General features: G+C 73.4%; 13 protein-coding genes, 1 tRNA gene and 1 riboswitch. Of the genes, 10 read left to right on the forward strand and 4 right to left on the reverse strand.

Annotated elements, in window-relative coordinates:
• The first annotated feature begins 124 nt into the window (after nucleotides 1–124).
• On the forward strand, nucleotides 125–778 hold the full coding sequence (idi, locus tag ABT263_RS22130) for an isopentenyl-diphosphate Delta-isomerase (protein ID WP_329490717.1): 654 nt from the start codon (nucleotides 125–127) through the stop codon (nucleotides 776–778).
• A gap of 9 nt (nucleotides 779–787) precedes the next feature.
• On the opposite strand, the gene ABT263_RS22135 is transcribed toward idi, so the two are convergent.
• Nucleotides 788–1,261: an ATP-binding protein gene (locus ABT263_RS22135; RefSeq protein WP_352292517.1), complete on the reverse strand. Its 474-nt coding sequence runs from the start codon at nucleotides 1,259–1,261 to the stop codon at nucleotides 788–790.
• 372 nt (nucleotides 1,262–1,633) lie between these two features.
• Between ABT263_RS22135 and ABT263_RS22140 the strand changes: the two genes are divergently transcribed.
• A tRNA-Leu gene (locus ABT263_RS22140) sits at nucleotides 1,634–1,721 on the forward strand.
• Between the two features lie 262 nt (nucleotides 1,722–1,983).
• Nucleotides 1,984–3,654 carry an APC family permease gene (locus ABT263_RS22145; protein WP_352292458.1) on the forward strand — a complete coding sequence of 557 codons (1,671 nt, stop codon included), beginning with the start codon at nucleotides 1,984–1,986 and terminating at the stop codon, nucleotides 3,652–3,654.
• 17 nt (nucleotides 3,655–3,671) lie between these two features.
• Here ABT263_RS22145 and ABT263_RS22150 read toward each other — a convergent pair whose 3' ends face one another.
• Nucleotides 3,672–4,661, reverse strand: a complete 990-nt coding sequence (locus ABT263_RS22150) for a class I SAM-dependent methyltransferase (protein WP_329490715.1) — start codon at nucleotides 4,659–4,661, stop codon at nucleotides 3,672–3,674.
• 526 nt (nucleotides 4,662–5,187) lie between these two features.
• Between ABT263_RS22150 and ABT263_RS22155 the strand changes: the two genes are divergently transcribed.
• Nucleotides 5,188–6,627: an aldehyde dehydrogenase family protein gene (locus tag ABT263_RS22155; RefSeq protein ID WP_352292460.1), complete on the forward strand. Its 1,440-nt coding sequence runs from the start codon at nucleotides 5,188–5,190 to the stop codon at nucleotides 6,625–6,627.
• Nucleotides 6,628–6,676: 49 nt separating this feature from the next.
• Here the strand turns inward: ABT263_RS22155 and ABT263_RS22160 are convergent, their stop codons facing one another.
• Nucleotides 6,677–8,191, reverse strand: a complete 1,515-nt coding sequence (locus ABT263_RS22160; RefSeq protein ID WP_352292462.1) for a glycine hydroxymethyltransferase — start codon at nucleotides 8,189–8,191, stop codon at nucleotides 6,677–6,679.
• 29 nt (nucleotides 8,192–8,220) lie between these two features.
• Nucleotides 8,221–8,317: riboswitch (ZMP/ZTP riboswitch) on the reverse strand.
• Between the two features lie 295 nt (nucleotides 8,318–8,612).
• On the opposite strand from ABT263_RS22160, the gene ABT263_RS22165 reads away from it, so the two are divergent.
• The 6 genes from ABT263_RS22165 (at nucleotide 8,613) to ABT263_RS22190 (ending at nucleotide 16,200) form a co-directional block, all read left to right on the forward strand.
• A complete protein-coding gene (locus ABT263_RS22165) occupies nucleotides 8,613–9,596 on the forward strand; it encodes an ABC transporter permease (RefSeq protein ID WP_352292464.1) in 984 nt (327 codons plus the stop codon).
• A gap of 75 nt (nucleotides 9,597–9,671) precedes the next feature.
• Nucleotides 9,672–11,426 carry an ABC transporter substrate-binding protein gene (locus tag ABT263_RS22170; RefSeq protein ID WP_352292466.1) on the forward strand — a complete coding sequence of 585 codons (1,755 nt, stop codon included), beginning with the start codon at nucleotides 9,672–9,674 and terminating at the stop codon, nucleotides 11,424–11,426.
• A gap of 101 nt (nucleotides 11,427–11,527) precedes the next feature.
• Nucleotides 11,528–12,520, forward strand: coding sequence for an ABC transporter permease (locus ABT263_RS22175; RefSeq protein ID WP_352292468.1), 993 nt, complete (start codon nucleotides 11,528–11,530; stop codon nucleotides 12,518–12,520).
• A 16-nt stretch (nucleotides 12,521–12,536) separates the two neighbouring features.
• Nucleotides 12,537–14,198 carry a dipeptide ABC transporter ATP-binding protein gene (locus ABT263_RS22180; protein ID WP_352292470.1) on the forward strand — a complete coding sequence of 554 codons (1,662 nt, stop codon included), beginning with the start codon at nucleotides 12,537–12,539 and terminating at the stop codon, nucleotides 14,196–14,198.
• Between the two features lie 85 nt (nucleotides 14,199–14,283).
• Nucleotides 14,284–14,808, forward strand: a complete 525-nt coding sequence (locus tag ABT263_RS22185) for a hypothetical protein (RefSeq protein WP_352292472.1) — start codon at nucleotides 14,284–14,286, stop codon at nucleotides 14,806–14,808.
• 318 nt (nucleotides 14,809–15,126) lie between these two features.
• Entirely contained in the window at nucleotides 15,127–16,200 is a 1,074-nt protein-coding gene (locus tag ABT263_RS22190) for a PhlD (protein ID WP_352292474.1), read from the forward strand.
• A gap of 115 nt (nucleotides 16,201–16,315) precedes the next feature.
• Here the strand turns inward: ABT263_RS22190 and ABT263_RS22195 are convergent, their stop codons facing one another.
• Nucleotides 16,316–16,891, reverse strand: coding sequence for a TetR/AcrR family transcriptional regulator (locus ABT263_RS22195; RefSeq protein ID WP_352292476.1), 576 nt, complete (start codon nucleotides 16,889–16,891; stop codon nucleotides 16,316–16,318).
• Nucleotides 16,892–16,940: the final 49 nt, after the last annotated feature.

A 16,940-nucleotide genomic window follows, 5' to 3' on the forward strand; every position in this document is an offset into this window, starting at 1 on the left:
GGAATGGTGCGGGAACGGTCATGATCCGCCCTGTTGTGTGTGTGGGACGCCTGCGGACCGCCACCCGTACGGCAGACTGGGGCACGACGCCACCGGTGCTCCCATTGCCCCCGAAAGAGGCCTCATGCCCCAGAGTCCGCCGACCAGCCCGACGCACTTCACCTCGGAGATCGACACCGGTCTCGACGTGGAGACCGACGTGACGGCCGACCCCCGAGCCGCGGCCGGAGCGCCCGCCGGCACCGAGATCCTGCTGGAGCTCGTCGACGACGAGGGCGTCACGATCGGCACCGCCGAGAAGCACTGGGCCCACCAGCAGCCGGGCCGGCTGCACCGGGCGTTCTCGGTGTTCCTCTTCGACCGCCAGGGACGGCTCCTGCTCCAGCGCCGGGCCCTCGGCAAGTACCACTCCCCCGGCGTCTGGTCGAACACCTGCTGCGGCCACCCGTACCCCGACGAGCCGCCGTTCGTCGCCGCGGCCCGGCGCACCGCCGAGGAGCTGGGCGTCGCCCCCGCGCTCCTCTGCGAGGCCGGCACCGTCCGGTACGACTTGCCGGACGAGGCCTCCGGCCTGATCGAGCGGGAGTGGAACCACCTGTTCGTCGGCCTGGTCACCGCCGACGTCGTGCCCGACCCGGACGAGGTGGACGACTTCGCCTTCGTGTCCGCGCAGGAGCTGCGCGAGCTCCAGGACGAGCGGCCGTTCTCGGTGTGGTTCCGGACCGTCTTCGAGGCCGCGCTGCCCGGCATCCGCGAGATCGCCGGCCGGGACTGGTAGGACCACCCGCTACCGCGCGTCCTCCCGGGGGATGGGCAGCGAGGCCCAGACCACTTTGCCGCCCTCCCCCGTCCGCTCCACGTCGCAGACCCCGCCCGCCTGCAGGGTGACGCTCTTCACCAGCAGCAGCCCCCGCCCGCCGGTCCGCCCGGCGTCGCTCTCCAGGGCCTTCGGCCGGTACGGGTCACCGTCCTCGACCGACACCCGGACCCAGCCCGCTCCGACCACGAGTTCGGTGGTCACCTCCGGCGACAGCTCGGCGGCGTGCGTCACGGCGTTGCCCACCAGCTCCGAGACGATCAGCAGCAGGTCGTCCACCAGCTCCTGGTGGCGCACCCCCGCCATCCCCTGGGCCAGCAGCCGGTCCCGCACCGCGTGCCTGGTCCGCGGCACCGAGGCCTCCACCGCCGGCACCGGGAACCGCCACACCCCTTCGGCCGGCCCGCTCCCGGCGCGTCCGGATGCCGGGCATCCGGACGCCACACGTCTGGGCTCGGCCTCCGCCGCCCCGCTGATCTGCTCCACGTCCAGCCGCCCTTCGTCCGCGACCCCGGGAATCAGGCGTTCCGCTCATGGCGCCCTCGGTCCACAGAGGCTAGGAGAGCCGCCCCCGGCACGGCCGCACCGTCGACAACTTGCCCGTGTCGGACCACTCCCGCCCGGTCCCGACCGCCTGCCGGTCACAGTCCGACCGCTTCCCGCCCCTGAACCACCGCTTCGCTCAGTCCTGCGACCCATCCCCGCCACCCCGGTGGTCCCTACCGGGGAAACGCAGGTGAGAAGCACTCCAGAACCCTGGTAATGTTCTCTCTGTCGCCGAGGGGGCGAGCAGAAAGTCCCCGAAGCACACACCCTGTCCGGGTGGCGGAATGGCAGACGCGCTAGCTTGAGGTGCTAGTGCCCTTTATCGGGCGTGGGGGTTCAAGTCCCCCCTCGGACACCAGAACAATTCCCCGCAGGAACTCGAAAGAGTTCCTGCGGGGAATTTCTCTTTGCCCGGACGGGTCGGCGGGAGCCCGCGCCGGCGGCTCTGCGGGAATGGGGCGGCACGGGCGCCGCAGAGTGCAGGTCCGTACGTGTCCGATCTTCGGACACGAGATGGCAACAATCGGATGATCTGAGCTTCATCTGAGGTTTTCGTCCTATTTCGCACCATAGTCTGCTGTGCGTTTGTCCGGAACCCCAGGAGACAGAGGACCGATACGTTGAGCGCGCCTGAGTCGACGACGGCTTCCCATCAGCACTACCGCCGTTCGCTCGGCACCATCAGTCTCACCGCCGTGGGCCTCGGCTCGATCATCGGCTCCGGCTGGCTCTTCGGTGCCGAGCGGGCCGCCCGGCTCGCCGGACCGGCCTCGATCGTCGCCTGGGTGATCGGCGCCGCGGTCGCGCTCACCATCGCGCTGACCTACAGCGAGCTCGGGTCGATGTTCCCCAAGGCCGGCGGGATGGTGCGGTACGGGCAGTACTCGCACGGCTCGCTCGCCGGGTACCTGGCGGCCTGGGCCAACTGGATCGCCATCGTCTCGGTGATCCCCGGCGAGGCCACCGCCTCGGTGCAGTACATGAGCTCCTGGCACTTCGGCTGGGCGAAGGGCCTGTTCGACGGCGAGGAGCTCTCGGTCAGCGGGGTCGCCGTGGCGAGCGTGCTGCTGGTCGGCTACTTCGCGCTGAACTGGTTCGCGATCACGCTGTTCGCCAAGACCAACACCGCGATCACCGTGTTCAAGGTGGTCGTGCCGACGCTGACCGCGGGCGCCCTGCTGCTGGCCCACTTCGACACCGCCCACTTCACGGACCACGGCGGCTTCGCGCCGAACGGCTGGAGCGCGGTGTTCACGGCGGTCGCCGTCTCCGGCATCGTCTGGGCCTTCAACGGGTTCCAGTCCCCGCTGAACCTGGCCGGCGAGGCCCGCGACCCCGGCAAGTCGCTGCCCAAGGCCGTGATCGGCTCGATCCTGATCGCCCTGGTGATCTACGTCGCGCTGCAGGTGGCCTTCCTCGGCGCCGTCCCGACGGCGGACCTGAGCAACGGCTGGAGCGGGCTCGGCTACACCTCGCCGCTGGCCGACCTGTCGATCGCCTGGGGCCTCAACTGGCTCGCGCTGCTGCTGTACGCGGACGCCTTCGTCTCCCCCAGCGGCACCGGCATGATCTACGCCGCCACCACCTCGCGCATGATCCACGGGGTGCAGGAGAACGGCCACCTGCCCAGGATCTTCGGCCGGGTCGACCCCAGGACCGGCATCCCGCGCCCGGCCCTGCTGCTCAACCTGCTGATCGCCTTCCTCTTCCTGGCGGTCTTCCGCGGCTGGGGCTCGCTCGCCGAGATCGTCTCGGTCGCCACCGTGATCTCCTACGTCACCGGCCCGGTCGCGGTGATGGCGCTGCGCCGCCTCGCCCCCGAGCTGCCGCGACCGGTCCGGCTGCGCGCGATGCCGGTGATCGCCCCGGTGGCGATGGTCTTCGGCTCGCTGGTGCTCTACTGGGCCCGCTGGCCGCTGACCGGCAAGGTCATCCTGCTGATGGCCGCCGGCCTGCCGATCTGGGCCTGGTACGAGCTGCGCAAGCCGTGGGCCGAGCTCAAGCCGCACCTCAAGGCCGGTGCCTGGATGATCGCCTACCTGTTCGTGATGGCCGCCGTCTCCTGGGCCGGCAGCGAGGACTTCGGTGGCCGGGGCTACCTCCCCGAAGGCTGGGACCTGCTGATCGTCGCCCTGATCGGGCTCGCCTTCTACCGCTGGGGCGTGGCCAGCGCCTGGGCCAACCCCTCGCTGGCCGCCGTCAAGCGGGAACTGGCCGAGACGGCCGCCGCCGATGCCGCCGGCCCCGCGACCACCCTGCCCCGCCAGACCGGCGAGGCCTCCCGGGTCTGACCGACGCGCCGGGGTGGTCAGCCGCGGCGGGCGCGGCGGATGGCGGCGGTGAGGACCGGGGGGAGGAGGTCGCCCGCGACGCGTTTGGCGACGTTGGCGGGGCGGCGGCGTTCGGCGGCGCGGGCACGGCGGACGGCGAGGTCGACGTCGGCCTCCTGCTGGGCGCGCAGGGCCTCCGCCTCGGCCCGTTCCGCCTCCCGGCGGGCGGCCTCGGCGGCCAGCCGGTCGTGGTGGCGCGAGGGGCGGAACGGGGCGATGCCGTGGGAGCTGCCACCGACCCGGACCACCCGCTGGCCGTTCAGGTGCTCGACGGCGAGCTGGACGCCCTCGGCCAGCCCGGTCCGGTCCAGCAGGGCGCGCCGGGCGGGCTCCGGATCGCCCCAGGTGCCGTAGAACTTGCTCTCGCTCAGCACGATCGGGGTGAGGCCCCCGTTGAACACCGCCTCCCAGGTGGCGGCGGCGACGCCCGGGGTGTGCGCGGAACGGTAGTCGTCCAGGACCACCACGCCCTCCGGCTGGAGCGCCGCCCGGGCCACCCGGAGGTCGTCCACCACGTGCTCGTAGAGGTGCGAGGCGTCGATGTGGACGAAGCGGAACGCGCCGGCCGGGAGGCGGCCGTCGGCCAGTGCCGAGGTGGGCGCCTGGATGATCTCGGGCAGTGCGTCGTGGAAGGACAGGTAGTTGGACTCGAACGCCTTCCGGGTGAGCGACTTCCGGTAGGACATGGACATCTCGGCGGCGTTCTCGTCGTCCGGGGCGTCCGAGTCGAAGAGGTCGCAGACCGTGAAGGTCTCGGTGGGCTGCCGGTGGTCGCCGATCACGATCGCGCTGCGCCCCAGGTAGGCGCCCATCTCCAGCAGGTCCCCGGTGACGCCCGCCTTCTCCTGGCGGTCGAGGAACCACTCGAAGAGGTGGCGGTCGTGGTCCCAGAACCAGCCGGGGACGTCATCGAGCCGGCCCGGCTCGGTGGGCCGGTACTGCTCGGCGCTCAGCGCGGCGTCGGTCACGAAGTTGCTCCTCACACGGTGCGGACGACCACTGGGAACGACCTCCGGCGCGGACCCGCCCGGGCGCACGGGTGCGCGGGCCGGCGACGGACGTCACCGCCCGGCCTTCCGGAGCAGCCTGCGGACCGGCGTGGGCGGACGCCGTTCGAACCCGCTGCCCACGGTAGTGACGCACACCGGAGTGCGCCGCAATCTACCGTCCGCTGTCCGGAGTTGAGGAGATGTCGCACGGACGTTTTCGTCCGGTGCGCGTTTGTGAGCACTCGGCGGGACGGCGGCCCGGGAGGACCGGTTCGTCCATACTGCCGCTCGCGTGCCCGTTTTGTCACCATCCCCGGGGCGGTAGGGGCCGGAGAGGTAGGAGGCCGGGCAGTAGGGGGGTCCGGCTCTTGCGCCGGGCTGCCCGGGCGGCCTTGACTGGCCCTTTGGCCAGCGACCCCCAGCGACCCCCGAGCGACCTCCGGCGGCCCCCAGCGGCGGCCCCCAGCGGCTCCTCGGGCGGACGATCCGATGAGAGGACCACCCGGTGCAGCAGGACGCGGAGCAGGGCACCCAGTACGGCGACCAGTACATCGACGGCGAATGGCGGCCCTCGCTGGACGCCGGGTCGATCACGGTACTGAACCCGGCGACCGAACAGGTGCTCGCCACCGTCCCCGCCGGCGGCACGGCCGACGTCGCCGCTGCCGTGGCCGCCGCCCGCCGGGCGGCCCGGAGTTGGGCCGCCACCTCCCGCGAGGAGCGGCTGGCGCTGCTCACCCGGCTGCGGGACGGCCTGGCCGGGTGCCAGGAGGAGATAGCCGACACGGTGGTCGCCGAGCTGGGCGCGCCGGTCGGCTTCGCGACCGCCGTGCACGCCGGCCTGCCGCTGGCCGTGGCCGGTTCCTACCTCGCGCTGCTCGCCGAGTACCCCTTCGAGGAGCGGATCGGGAACTCGGTGGTGCTCGCCGAGCCGGCCGGGGTGGTCGCGGCGATCACGCCGTGGAACTACCCGCTGCACCAGATCGTGGCCAAGGTCGTGCCGGCCCTGGCGGCCGGCTGCCCGGTGGTGCTCAAGCCCGCCGAGGACGCCCCGCTGGTCGCCCGGCTGTTCGCGCGGCTGGTCCACGAAGCGGGCTTCCCCGCCGGGGTGTTCAACCTGGTCACCGGCACCGGCGCGGTGGCGGGCGCGGCCCTGGTCGGGCACCCGGAGGTGGACGTGGTCTCGTTCACCGGCTCCACCGCCGTGGGCCGGACCGTCGCCGAGACCGCCGGGCGGGGCATCAAGCGGGTCGCGCTGGAGCTGGGCGGGAAGTCGGCCAACGTGGTGCTGCCCGGCGCCGACCTGGCCCGGGCGGTCAACGTCAACGTCGCCAACGTGTTCGCCAACTCCGGTCAGACGTGCAGCGCCTGGACCAGGCTGCTGGTGCACCAGGACCAGTACGAGGAGGCGGTCGGACTCGCCGCGAAGGCCGCCGCCAAGTACCTCCCGGGCGATCCGGCCGATCCGCGGACCCGGATCGGCCCGGTGGTCAGCGCCCGGCAGCGGGAGCGGGTGCGCGGCTACATCACCGGCGCGCTCGCCGAGGGCGCCCGGCTGGTCGTCGGCGGGGCGGACGCCCCGGCCGGTCTGGACACCGGCTTCTACGTCCGGCCGACCGTCCTCGCCGACGTCACCAATGACATGACGGTCGCCCAGGAGGAGGTCTTCGGCCCGGTGCTGGCCGTCCTCGCCTACCGCGACGAGGACCACGCCGCCGAACTCGCCAACGGCACCCAGTACGGCCTGGCCGGCGGCGTCTGGGCGGCGGACACCGACACCGCCGCCGCCTTCGCCCGCCGCCTCGACACCGGCCAGGTCGACCTCAACGGCGGCCGCTTCAACCCGCTCGCCCCGTTCGGCGGCTACAAGAACTCGGGCCTCGGCCGCGAGCTGGGCCGCCCCGGCCTGGAGGAGTTCCTGCAGCTCAAGTCGCTGCAGTACTGAGCACGCCGGCACGCGGCCCGGTCCCCGCGGGGGCCGGGCCGCGCGGGCCTCAGACCAGGTCGACGCCCGGGTAGAGGGGGAAGCCCGCCAGCAGGTCGGCGGCGCGCTTGGCGACGCCCGCGCGGACCGCGTCGTCCAGGGTGTACTGGGCCTTGGACGGCGCGCCGGCGGAGGTCGCGACGGGAGTGGTGGCGCGCAGGACGGTGTCGATCAGGGCGGCGATCTCGTCCATCTCGGCGGTGCCCAGGCCCCGGGTGGTCAGCGCGGGGGTGCCGAGCCGGACGCCGGAGGTGTACCAGGCGCCGTTGCGGTCCTGCGGGACGGAGTTGCGGTTGGTGACGATGCCGGAGTCCAGCAGCGCCGCCTCGGCCTGCCGGCCGGTCAGGCCGTAGCCGGAGACGTCGGCGAGCACCAGGTGGTTGTCCGTGCCGCCGGTGACCAGCGTGCCGCCCCGGCGCAGCAGGCCCTCGGCGAGGGCCCGCGCGTTGTCGACGACGCCGCGGGCGTACGTGCGGAACTCGGGGCGGAGGGCCTCGGCGAAGGCGACCGCCTTGGCGGCCATCACGTGCGAGAGCGGGCCGCCGAGGACCAGCGGGCAGCCGCGGTCGACGTGCTCGGCCAGCTCGGCGGTGCAGAGCACCATGCCGCCGCGCGGGCCGCGCAGCGACTTGTGGGTGGTGGTGGTGACGACGTGGGCGTGCGGGACGGGGTCGTGGTCGCCGGTGAGCACCTTGCCCGCGACCAGGCCGGCGAAGTGCGCCATGTCGACCATCAGGGTCGCGCCGACCTCGTCGGCGATCTCGCGCATGACGCGGAAGTTCACCAGTCGCGGGTAGGCGGAGTAGCCGGCCACCAGGATCAGCGGGCGGAACTCGCGGGCGGTGGCCCGCAGCGCGTCGTAGTCGATCAGGCCGGTGACCGGGTCGGTGCCGTAGCTGCGCTGCTCGAACATCTTGCCGGAGATGTTCGGCCGGAAGCCGTGCGTGAGGTGGCCGCCGGTGTCCAGGGACATGCCGAGCATCCGCTGGTTGCCCAGCGCGTGGCGCAGCTCGGCCCAGTCCTGCTCGGTGAGGTCGTTGACGTTGCGGACCTCGGCGCGCTCCAGGGCGGGGCTCTCGACGCGCTGGGAGAGGACGGCCCAGAAGGCGGTCAGGTTGGCGTCGATGCCGGAGTGCGGCTGGACGTAGGCGTGGTCCGCGCCGAAGAGCGCGCGGGCGTGCTCCGCGGCGATCGTCTCGACCGTGTCGACGTTGCGGCAGCCCGCGTAGAAGCGGCGGCCGGCGGTGCCCTCGGCGTACTTGTCGCTGAGCCAGTTGCCCATGGCGAGCAGAACGGCCGGCGAGGCGTAGTTCTCGCTGGCGATCAGCTTGAGCGAGGCGCGCTGGTCGTCGATCTCCCGGCCGATGGCGGCGGCGATCCTCGGCTCCACCTCGCGGACGACGTCGAGGGCACTGCGGAAGGCGGTGTTGGCGGTGGCACTCGCGGCGGTGTGCGGTGCGGCGGCACTCGCGGCGGTGTGCGGTGCGGCGGCGTCGGGCGCGGCAGGGCTGACGGGGGTGGCCAAGGCGGTCTCCTCGTGACGGGTGGACGAGTACGGACGGCCCAGGCGCTCGGCAACTTGGCGTGCGGGTGCACGGAGCCGCTTCCCGATGGTCGGTTCCATCCGTGCGCGCCAGTCGCGGCTCACCGGGATCGTACCAATGCCCCGGCCGCTGTGGCGGAGATCTCAGAATGCGGGACGGGCCGCCTCCTTTGCCCCGGTATGACCGTTCTTCTGCAACGGCAGTATTGCGGCGGAATGAAGCCGTCACAATTCCCGAAACATTGCACCCGAACTCCGCCTGGAATGATTTGCGGAAATCCGGCGGCGTCCGATCTGATGGCGTTCGGCAGGCCGCCGGGAAACCCCCGCAGGCCGGCCGTCACATGCACACCAGCGCACCCTCACCCACGGGGCGGCGGAGAATTCGGGGAGTACGCCTCTCATGGCAGTGGTCGAGACAGTCGCAGAGCCGTCCGCCGGGACGGCGCCCGCCGCCGCCCGGGCCCCGCAGGGCCTGCTGCGCCGGATCCGCCGCGACCGGGTCGCGGCCACCGCGCTCGCGGTCGTCGTGGTCTTCCTGCTGCTCGCGCTCGCCGCCCCGCTGATCGCCGCCCTCTACGGCAGGAACCCGGTCGAGCACTACGGCCAGAACACTCCCGGCCTGCTCAGCGACGGCGGACTGCCGATGGCGCCGAACGGCGGCATCTCGGCCGACTTCTGGTTCGGCCTGGAGCCCGGGCTCGGCCGCGACGTCCTCACCCAGCTGCTCTACGGCATCCGCACCTCACTGCTGATCGCCTTCGCCTCGGCCGCCGTCACCACCACGCTCGGGGTGCTGGCCGGCGTCGCGGTGGGCTACCTCGGCGGGATCACGGACCGGCTCTTCGGTTTCCTCTCCAACGTGCTGCTGGCCTTTCCGACCCTGCTCCTGCTGCTCGCGCTCAGCCCCGTCATCCAGTCCCGGCTGGTCGACCCGGACACCGCCGAACCCGAGTGGATGCAGTTCCTGGTGCTGATCCTGGTCTTTTCCGCGTTCGGCTGGATTCCGCTCGCGCTTTCCCTCCGGGCCGCCGTCCGGTCACTTCGGGAAAGGGATTTCGTGCAGTCCGCCCGGGCGCTCGGGGCGAGCGGATTCCATATCGTGTTCCGCGAACTCCTGCCGAATGTCCGGGCGCAGCTCCTGGTGCACGCCACGATGGCGGTGCCGACGTTCGTCGCCTCCGAGGCGGTGCTGTCCTTCCTCGGCGTGGGCATCAACGAGCCCGTCCCGGACTGGGGCCGGATGATCGCGCGGGGCTCCGAGGTCTTCCAGGCCGACCCCACCTACATGTTCTTCCCCGGCGTGGCACTGCTGCTCTTCGTGCTCGCCTTCAACCTGCTCGGCGACGCCGTCCGGGACGCGCTCGACCCGCGCGCCGCGCGCTGAGCGCCGCCTTCCCCTCCTCCCTCCCCCTCCCTTTTCACCCGACCGCCCCGTCTCCGGGGCAAGGAGAGTTCCGCCATGCGCTGGATCAAACCGTCCCTCGCCGTCGTCGCCACCGCGGTGCTGGCGACCTCCTGCTCGGCCGGCGCGGGCTCCACCCCGGGCACCGGGGCCGGGGCCACCGCCCGGGAGTCCTCGCCGCTGACCGCCGCGCTCGGCACCGAGAAGGAGAGCGCCGGCCCGGCCCCCGCCGTCCCCGGCGCCCGCGCGGGCGGCACCGTCAACGTCTACAACACCACCGACTTCCGCCACCTCGACCCGCAGAAGGTCTACGCCGGCGCCGCGTACAACACCTCGCTGCTCTGGGGCCGCCAGCTGACCCAGTACCAGGTGGTGGACGGCAAGGCCAGGCTGGTCGGCGACCTCGCCACCGACACCGGGACCCCGGCCGACGGCGGCCGCACCTGGACGTACCGGCTGAAGGAGGGCGTGGCCTGGGAGGACGGGCAGCCGATCACCTCCCAGCAGGTCAAGTACGGCATCGAGCGCTCCTTCGGCAAGGGCTACGAGGTCGGCCCGCCGTACTGGCCGCAGTGGCTCACCGGCGAGGCCAGCTACGACGACGCGCGCAAGAAGTACGCCGGCCCGCAGGACGGCGACCTCGCCGCGATCGAGACCCCGGACGACCGCACCCTCGTCCTGCACTTCCCGCAGCCGCAGGCCGACGTGCCGTACATGGCCGCGCAGTCCTCCTCCTCGCCGGTGCGCAGGGACAAGGACACCGGCACGGACTACGACCGGCTGCCGTTCGCCAGCGGCCCGTACCGGATCGCCGAGCACGTCCAGAACACCCGGCTGGTGCTGGAGCGCAATCCGCACTGGAAGGCGGAGACCGACCCGATCCGCTCGCAGTACCCGGAGCGGTTCGTCTTCACCTTCGGCAAGGAGGCGCTCAACATCAACCAGGAGATCCTCTCCGGCCGGGACGGCGGCGCCGACGCCACCACGGTGGCGACCCAGCTCTCCCCCGAGCTCTACCAGAACGTGGACACCGACCCGAAGGCCAAGGAGCTGGTGGTCTCCGGCCGCCAGGGCGCCTTCGTCACCCAGCTCGTGATCAACAACGAGCGGGTGCCGGACGTCGAGGTCCGCAAGGCCCTGCACCTGGCCTACCCGCGCCAGCAGGCCCGCCAGGTCCAGGGCGGCTCCCGGGTCGGCGAGCTGGCCACCACGCTCAGCTCCCCCGCCCTGGTCGACTGGCAGAAGTACGACCTGTACCCGGCGAAGCCGGAGGGCGACCCGGAGGCCGCCAAGCAGGCACTCGCCCGGGCCAAGCAGCCGCCGGCCGCGCTGACCTACGCCTACGCCTCCACGCCGAACGGGCAGCGGGTCGCCCAGGTGCTCGTGGAGGGCTTCGCCAAGGCCGGCATCACCATCGTGCCGAAGCCGGTCGACCCCAAGGCGCTGCTGGACGAGGCGCACCGCGCCGACTCCCCGTACGACCTGTTCGAGGAGACCAGCTCGGTCGACTGGCCGACCCCCTCCACGCTGGTCCCGTTCTCCTTCGACGGCCGGGCCAACGGCGACCTCAACTCCGCCCGCTACCGCAACGCCGAGGTGGACAAGGAGATCGACCGGATCAACCAGATCGGCGAGCCGCGCGCCAAGGCCAAGGAGCTGTACGCGCTGGAGCAGACGGTGATGAAGGACGTACCGGTGCTGCCCTTCGCCTACCCGGCCGTGAACCAGCTGCGCGGCAGCAACGTCGGCGGGGCGTTCGTCCACCCGATCTACGGCTCGGTCGGGCTGGCCTGGCTCTACCTCAAGTCCTGACCCGCCCGGCCCGCGGGGGCGGGGCCGGGACCGCCCAGGCGGCCCCGGCCGCCCCCGCCGTCCCGTCCCCGACCCCGTCCCCCCTCGACCCCGGACCGGCCATGCTCTCCTTCGCCCTGCGGCGGACCCTCCAGGCCCTCGCCGTCCTGGTCGCGGTCTCCGCCGCCGCCTTCGCCCTCTTCTACGCCGCCCCCGCCGACCCGGCCCGCGCGGCCTGCGGCCCGCGCTGCGACTCCGGCCAGGTCGCGGCCGTCCGCCAGAGCATGGGCCTGGACCAGCCGCTGCTCACCCAGTACACCGACTACCTCGCCGGAGTCGTGGCCGGGCGGGACATCACGGACGTCGACGGCTCGGTCATCCACTGCGACGCACCCTGCCTCGGCTACTCCTACCGGCTCCACCAGCCCGTCACCGAGGCCCTGGTCGACCACCTGCCGGTGACCTTCTCGCTCACCGCCGGCGCGCTCGCCGTCCTGGTGCTGTTCGGGCTCGGCACCGGCTTCGTCTCCGCCCTGCGCCACGGGACCAGGACGGACCGGCTGCTCTCCGGCTTCACCCTGGTCGGCGCCAGCGTGCAGATCTACTTCCTCGGGTACGTCGCCCAGTGGGCGCTGGTCTACTCGACCGGCCTGCTGCCGCTGCCCTCCTACACCCCGCCGGCCGAGGACCCGGCCGCCTGGGCGGGCGGGATGCTGCTGCCCTGGCTCGTCCTCGGCTTCGTCAACTCGGCCGTCTTCGCCCGGCTCTCGCGCTCCCAGCTGCTGGAGACGATGAACGAGGAGTACGTCCGCACCGCGCGCGGCAAGGGCCTCGGCCGGGTGCGCACCCACCTCAAGTACACCTCGCGCGGCGCCGCCGGTCCGCTGGTGCAGCTGCTCGGGCTGGAGGCCGGCGCGCTGCTCGGCGGCGCGGTGATCACCGAGACGGTGTTCGGGCTGAACGGCGTGGGCACCTTCGCCGCCGAGGCCGTCTCCGGGCAGGACCTGCCGGCCGTGGTCGGCGCCGTCCTGCTCGCCGCCTGCTTCGTGGTGCTGTTCGTCGCCCTGGCCGACCTCGCGGTGGCCTGGCTCGATCCCCGCATCCGTCTCAGCTGACCCCTCTGGAGTACCGATGACCCCCTCCACCGAAGCGGTGCTGAGCATCCGCGACCTCTCCGTCGCCTTCGCCGACCCGCGCGGCGGCGCTCCCGTGCACGCCGTCCGCGGCCTCTCCTTCGACCTCGCCCGGGGTGAAGTCCTCGGCCTGGTCGGCGAGTCCGGCTCCGGCAAGTCCGCGACCGGCCTGGCCGTGCTCGGCCTGCACGACCCGCGCACCACCACCGTCACCGGCTCGATCCGGCTCGCCGGCCGGGAGCTGGTCGGCGCCGGTGAGTCCGTGCTGCGCGAGGTGCGCGGCGGCCGGGTCGCCCTGGTCTTCCAGGACGCGCTCACCTCGCTCAGCCCGTTCCACGGCGTGGGTGCGCAGCTGGCCGAGATGTACCGGCTGCACCACCCGGGCGCCGGGCGTGCCGAGGCCCGGCGGCGGGCCGTCGCCATGCTGGACCGGGTCGGCATCCCGGCCGCCCGGGCCGGCGACCACCCGCACCGGTTCTCGGGCGGCATGCGTCAGCGGGTGATGATCGCCATGGCACTGATGAACGACCCCGACGTGCTGATCGCCGACGAGCCGACCACCGCGCTGGACGCCCGCGTCCAGCGGCAGGTCCTCGACCTGCTGGGCGAGTTGCAGCGCGAGCACGGCACCGCGGTGCTGCTGGTCAGCCACGACCTCGGCGTGGTGGCCGGGACGACCGACCGCACACTGGTGCTGCGCGACGGCCGGCAGGTCGAGTCCGCGCCGACCGCCGAGCTGCTGGCGGCGCCGCGACAGCCCTACACCCGGGCCCTGGTGGGCGCGGCGCTGACCGCGGACACCGTGCCGGGCACACCGCTGGCCACCGTCGACGAACCGTCGCCGTCCTTCACCTTCGCGCCACGGGCGGGAGCCGCCCCCGACCGCCCGCTGGTGGAGGTCGAGGAGCTCGCCGTGCACTTCCCCGGGCGGCGGCGCCCCACCGGCCGGCGCGGCGAACCCGTCCGCGCGGTGGAGGGCGTGAGCCTGCGGATCGCGCCCGGTGAGACGCTCGGGCTGGTCGGCGAGTCCGGCTCCGGAAAGTCCACCACCTCACGCGTGCTGGCCGGCCTGCAGCCGGTGACCGCCGGCCGGGTGCGCTACGACGGGATCGACGTCACCGCACCCGACCGGGCGCTGCGCCGCCGGCTCGCCCGCGAGATCCAGCTGGTCTTCCAGGATCCGTACGCCTCGCTCAACCCGCGCCGCACCGTCGCCCAGACCCTGGACACGCCGCTGCGCCTGCACACCGCCCTCGGCCCCGCCGAACGGCGCGAGCGGTCCGCCGAGTTGCTGGAGCAGGTCGGGCTGGCGGCCGGCCACCTGGACCGCTATCCGCACGAGTTCTCCGGCGGCCAGCGCCAGCGGATCGGCATCGCCCGGGCACTCGCCCCCGAACCGCGCCTGATCATCGCCGACGAACCGGTCTCCGCGCTGGACGTCTCGGTCCGCGCCCAGGTGCTCAACCTGCTGATGGAGCTGCGCGAACGCCTGGGCGTCGCCTTCCTCTTCGTCTCGCACGACCTCGCCGTGGTACGGCACTTCTGCGACCGCGTCGCGGTGATGCACGGCGGCCGGCTGGTCGAATCGGCCGACCGCGACCGGCTGTTCGCCGCCCCGCACACCGACTACACCCGGGAGCTGCTCGCCGCCGCGCACTGAGGGTGTGTCGGCGGCCGCCTGACGGCACGATCCGCATACGATCGGCTACCGGCAGCGACCCCCGTCACCCCGGAAGGGGTTCCCGATGACCCTCGTCAGCCAATCCGCCACCCTGCTCCAGCTGTTGGGCCGGCTCCACCCCGAGGCCCTGGACGGCATCCGCCCGCACCTGCCCGTCCTCGGGCCCACCCGGCACGTCCACCTGGCCGCGCACGGCGGCGGGCAGGCCGGGCTCAACCCCCAGCCGCTGCCGCCCGGCGCCACCGAGCTGCGGCTGGCCGTCGCCGGGACGGTCAACGCGGTGGCCAACGCGGCCATCACCGCCCGGCTGTCCGGCGGCGACCCGGGCGGCATCCTCACCGAGGTGGGGGACGACTGGTGCCCCACCCCGCCGGACCGGCGGCTGCCGTGGCCGCGGCACTGGCCGCTCCCCTGGCCGCCCGGCGAGCCGTACCCGATCGACCCGGGCTACGCCACGCCGGCCGTCCAGGCCCAGGCGGCGCTCGCCTTCCAGGCCTACGCGACCGGGATCGCGGACGAGGAACTGGGCGCCGCCTTCGGCGAACTGGCGGAGCGGCTCTGCGAGGCCGCGCTGGGGAACGCCGGCTGAGCCGGCCCGGTGCACGGGGCCCCCGACCGTCCCGTGCACCGAGACCCGCCCCACGACAGCGACTCTGCGTAGTCGCGGCGGTGCTCCGCCCGGGGCCGTACCGTGCGTACCCACGGTCACCCGACCCCCATCAGGCCCACCATCCGGCGGAAGTCCCGGAGCGGGACAGGTAGCGTGGGGACGTCAGTATCCGGTGGGGGGATCCCGCGAGTGTCACGGTGCGTCACAGCGTGTCGACGCGCTCCGTACGGCCACCGCACGGGTGCCGACTGCCGCACCCGCCCGGGTGCGGTACGGACGCTCCGAGGACGCCGCGACATGCCTACCCCGACCACCGCGTACGTCGGCCGACCGGCCGTGGTCGCGGGCCCCCACCTCGTCCGCGCCGAACGGATACGCGACGACATCCTCACCCGCAATCCCGGCTACTCGCCCCGGCAGGCCCAGACGGTACGGATGGCCCTGAGCAACCTGCCCGGCACCCGCCGGTACTTCCAGCCGTACGAGGTCGTCACCTCGCCCGACCGCACCGCCGCCGAGCGCAAGACCACCACCATGGCCGACCTGCTGGCCGCCGCCGAGAGCGCCGCCCGCGAGGCGCTGGCGAACGCGGGGGCGGGCACCTCGGACGTCGACTGCGTCGTCGTCAGCAGTGCCACCGGTGACGGGGTGCCGGGGCTGGACATCCTGCTCCAGCAGCGGCTCGGGCTCCGCCCGGACATCAGCCGCCGGCCGATGACGCAGCTGGCCTGCGCGGGCGGCGCGCACGTCCTGATCGCGGCCCAGGAGTACCTGGCCGGAAACCCGGGCGGCGTCGTCCTGGTGGTCGCGGGCGAGTCGCTCTCCTCGCTCTACCAGGACAGCCGGACGTCGATCGAGGACCAGATCTACAAGGGGCTCTGGGGGGACCTCGTCGGCGCGGCCGTCGTCACGAGCGAGCGGCGCACGCCCGGGCTGCGCCTCGGCCACCGCTTCGAGTACACCGTGCCGGGGTCCACCGACCGGTACCGCAAGCTGACCGACGACCGCGGCGACCACTTCGCCTCCACCCGGGCCTCGCTCCGCTCGGTCACCGACCTGGGGCCGGCCCTGCTCGACTGGCTGGACCGGCACGACGCCCGGGAGCTCGACTTCGGTGTGCTGCACCCGGGCGGCCCCGCGATCCTCGACCGGCTCGGCACCCTGCTCGGCGTGGACGAGGACTTCCTCCGGCACTCCAAGGCGGTGCTCGCCGAGGAGGGCAACCTGGGCGGGGCGACGGTCTTCTCCGTCCTGGCCCGGACCCACCGGACGCCCCCGGCCGCCGGTGGGCGCGGCCTGGTCTTCGGCCTCGGGCCGGGGGTCGCCCTCAGCGCCCTGCTCGTCACCTGGGCCGACGGCCCCGCCGACTGAGCGGGCGGCGGCGGGGCGCCGCCGCCACCCCCCTTGGCGTCGTCAGGAGGTCGCCAGCAGGTCGCCAGGAGTGCGAGCCGCGGCGGGACGCCGAGCCGCGGCCCGCCCGCTCCCGCTAGGCGCTCGGCACGATCCGCTCGACCATCGTCCCGACCAGCGCGGCGAGGCCGTCGACGCCCAGCACCTCGGGGAGGGTGAGGTGTTCGACCAGCAGGCCGGTCATCGCGAGGTAGAGGACGACGACCGTCTCCCGGTCGCCGGGGAGGCCCTCGCCCACGTGGTAGGCGATGTTCGCCTCCAACTGCTCGCGGATCGTGCCGGTGAGCTCGGCGCGCAGGTCCGGCCGACGGGTGGCCTCCAGCCGCAGTTCGAGCAGCGCCAGGTACCCGGCCCGCTCGGCGGTGATCCGGCCCAGCAGGTCGTGCATCAGGGCGGTGACCAGGGCGCGGTCGCGCGGGGCCCGCAGCAGTTCGGCGATGACGGCCGGGTCCGGGGTGAGCCGGTGGTGGATGTGACGGGCGGTCTGGTGGAGCAGGTCGTCGCGGTTGGCGAAGTAGTTGGACGCGGTGCCGGCGGGGACGCCCGCCTGTACGTCGACCGCGCGGAAGGTGAGCCCCCGGGCGCCCTCGCGGGCGAGGACGTCGATCGCGGCGTCGGTGAGGGCGGTACGGCGAGCGGGGTTCTGGACCACGGCCCTGATCCTCCTTCAGAAACATCTAGACAACCACTACAGACTGAGT

It is taken from the genome of Kitasatospora sp. NPDC001603 (genome assembly GCF_040298365.1).
Lineage (GTDB): Bacteria > Actinomycetota > Actinomycetes > Streptomycetales > Streptomycetaceae > Kitasatospora.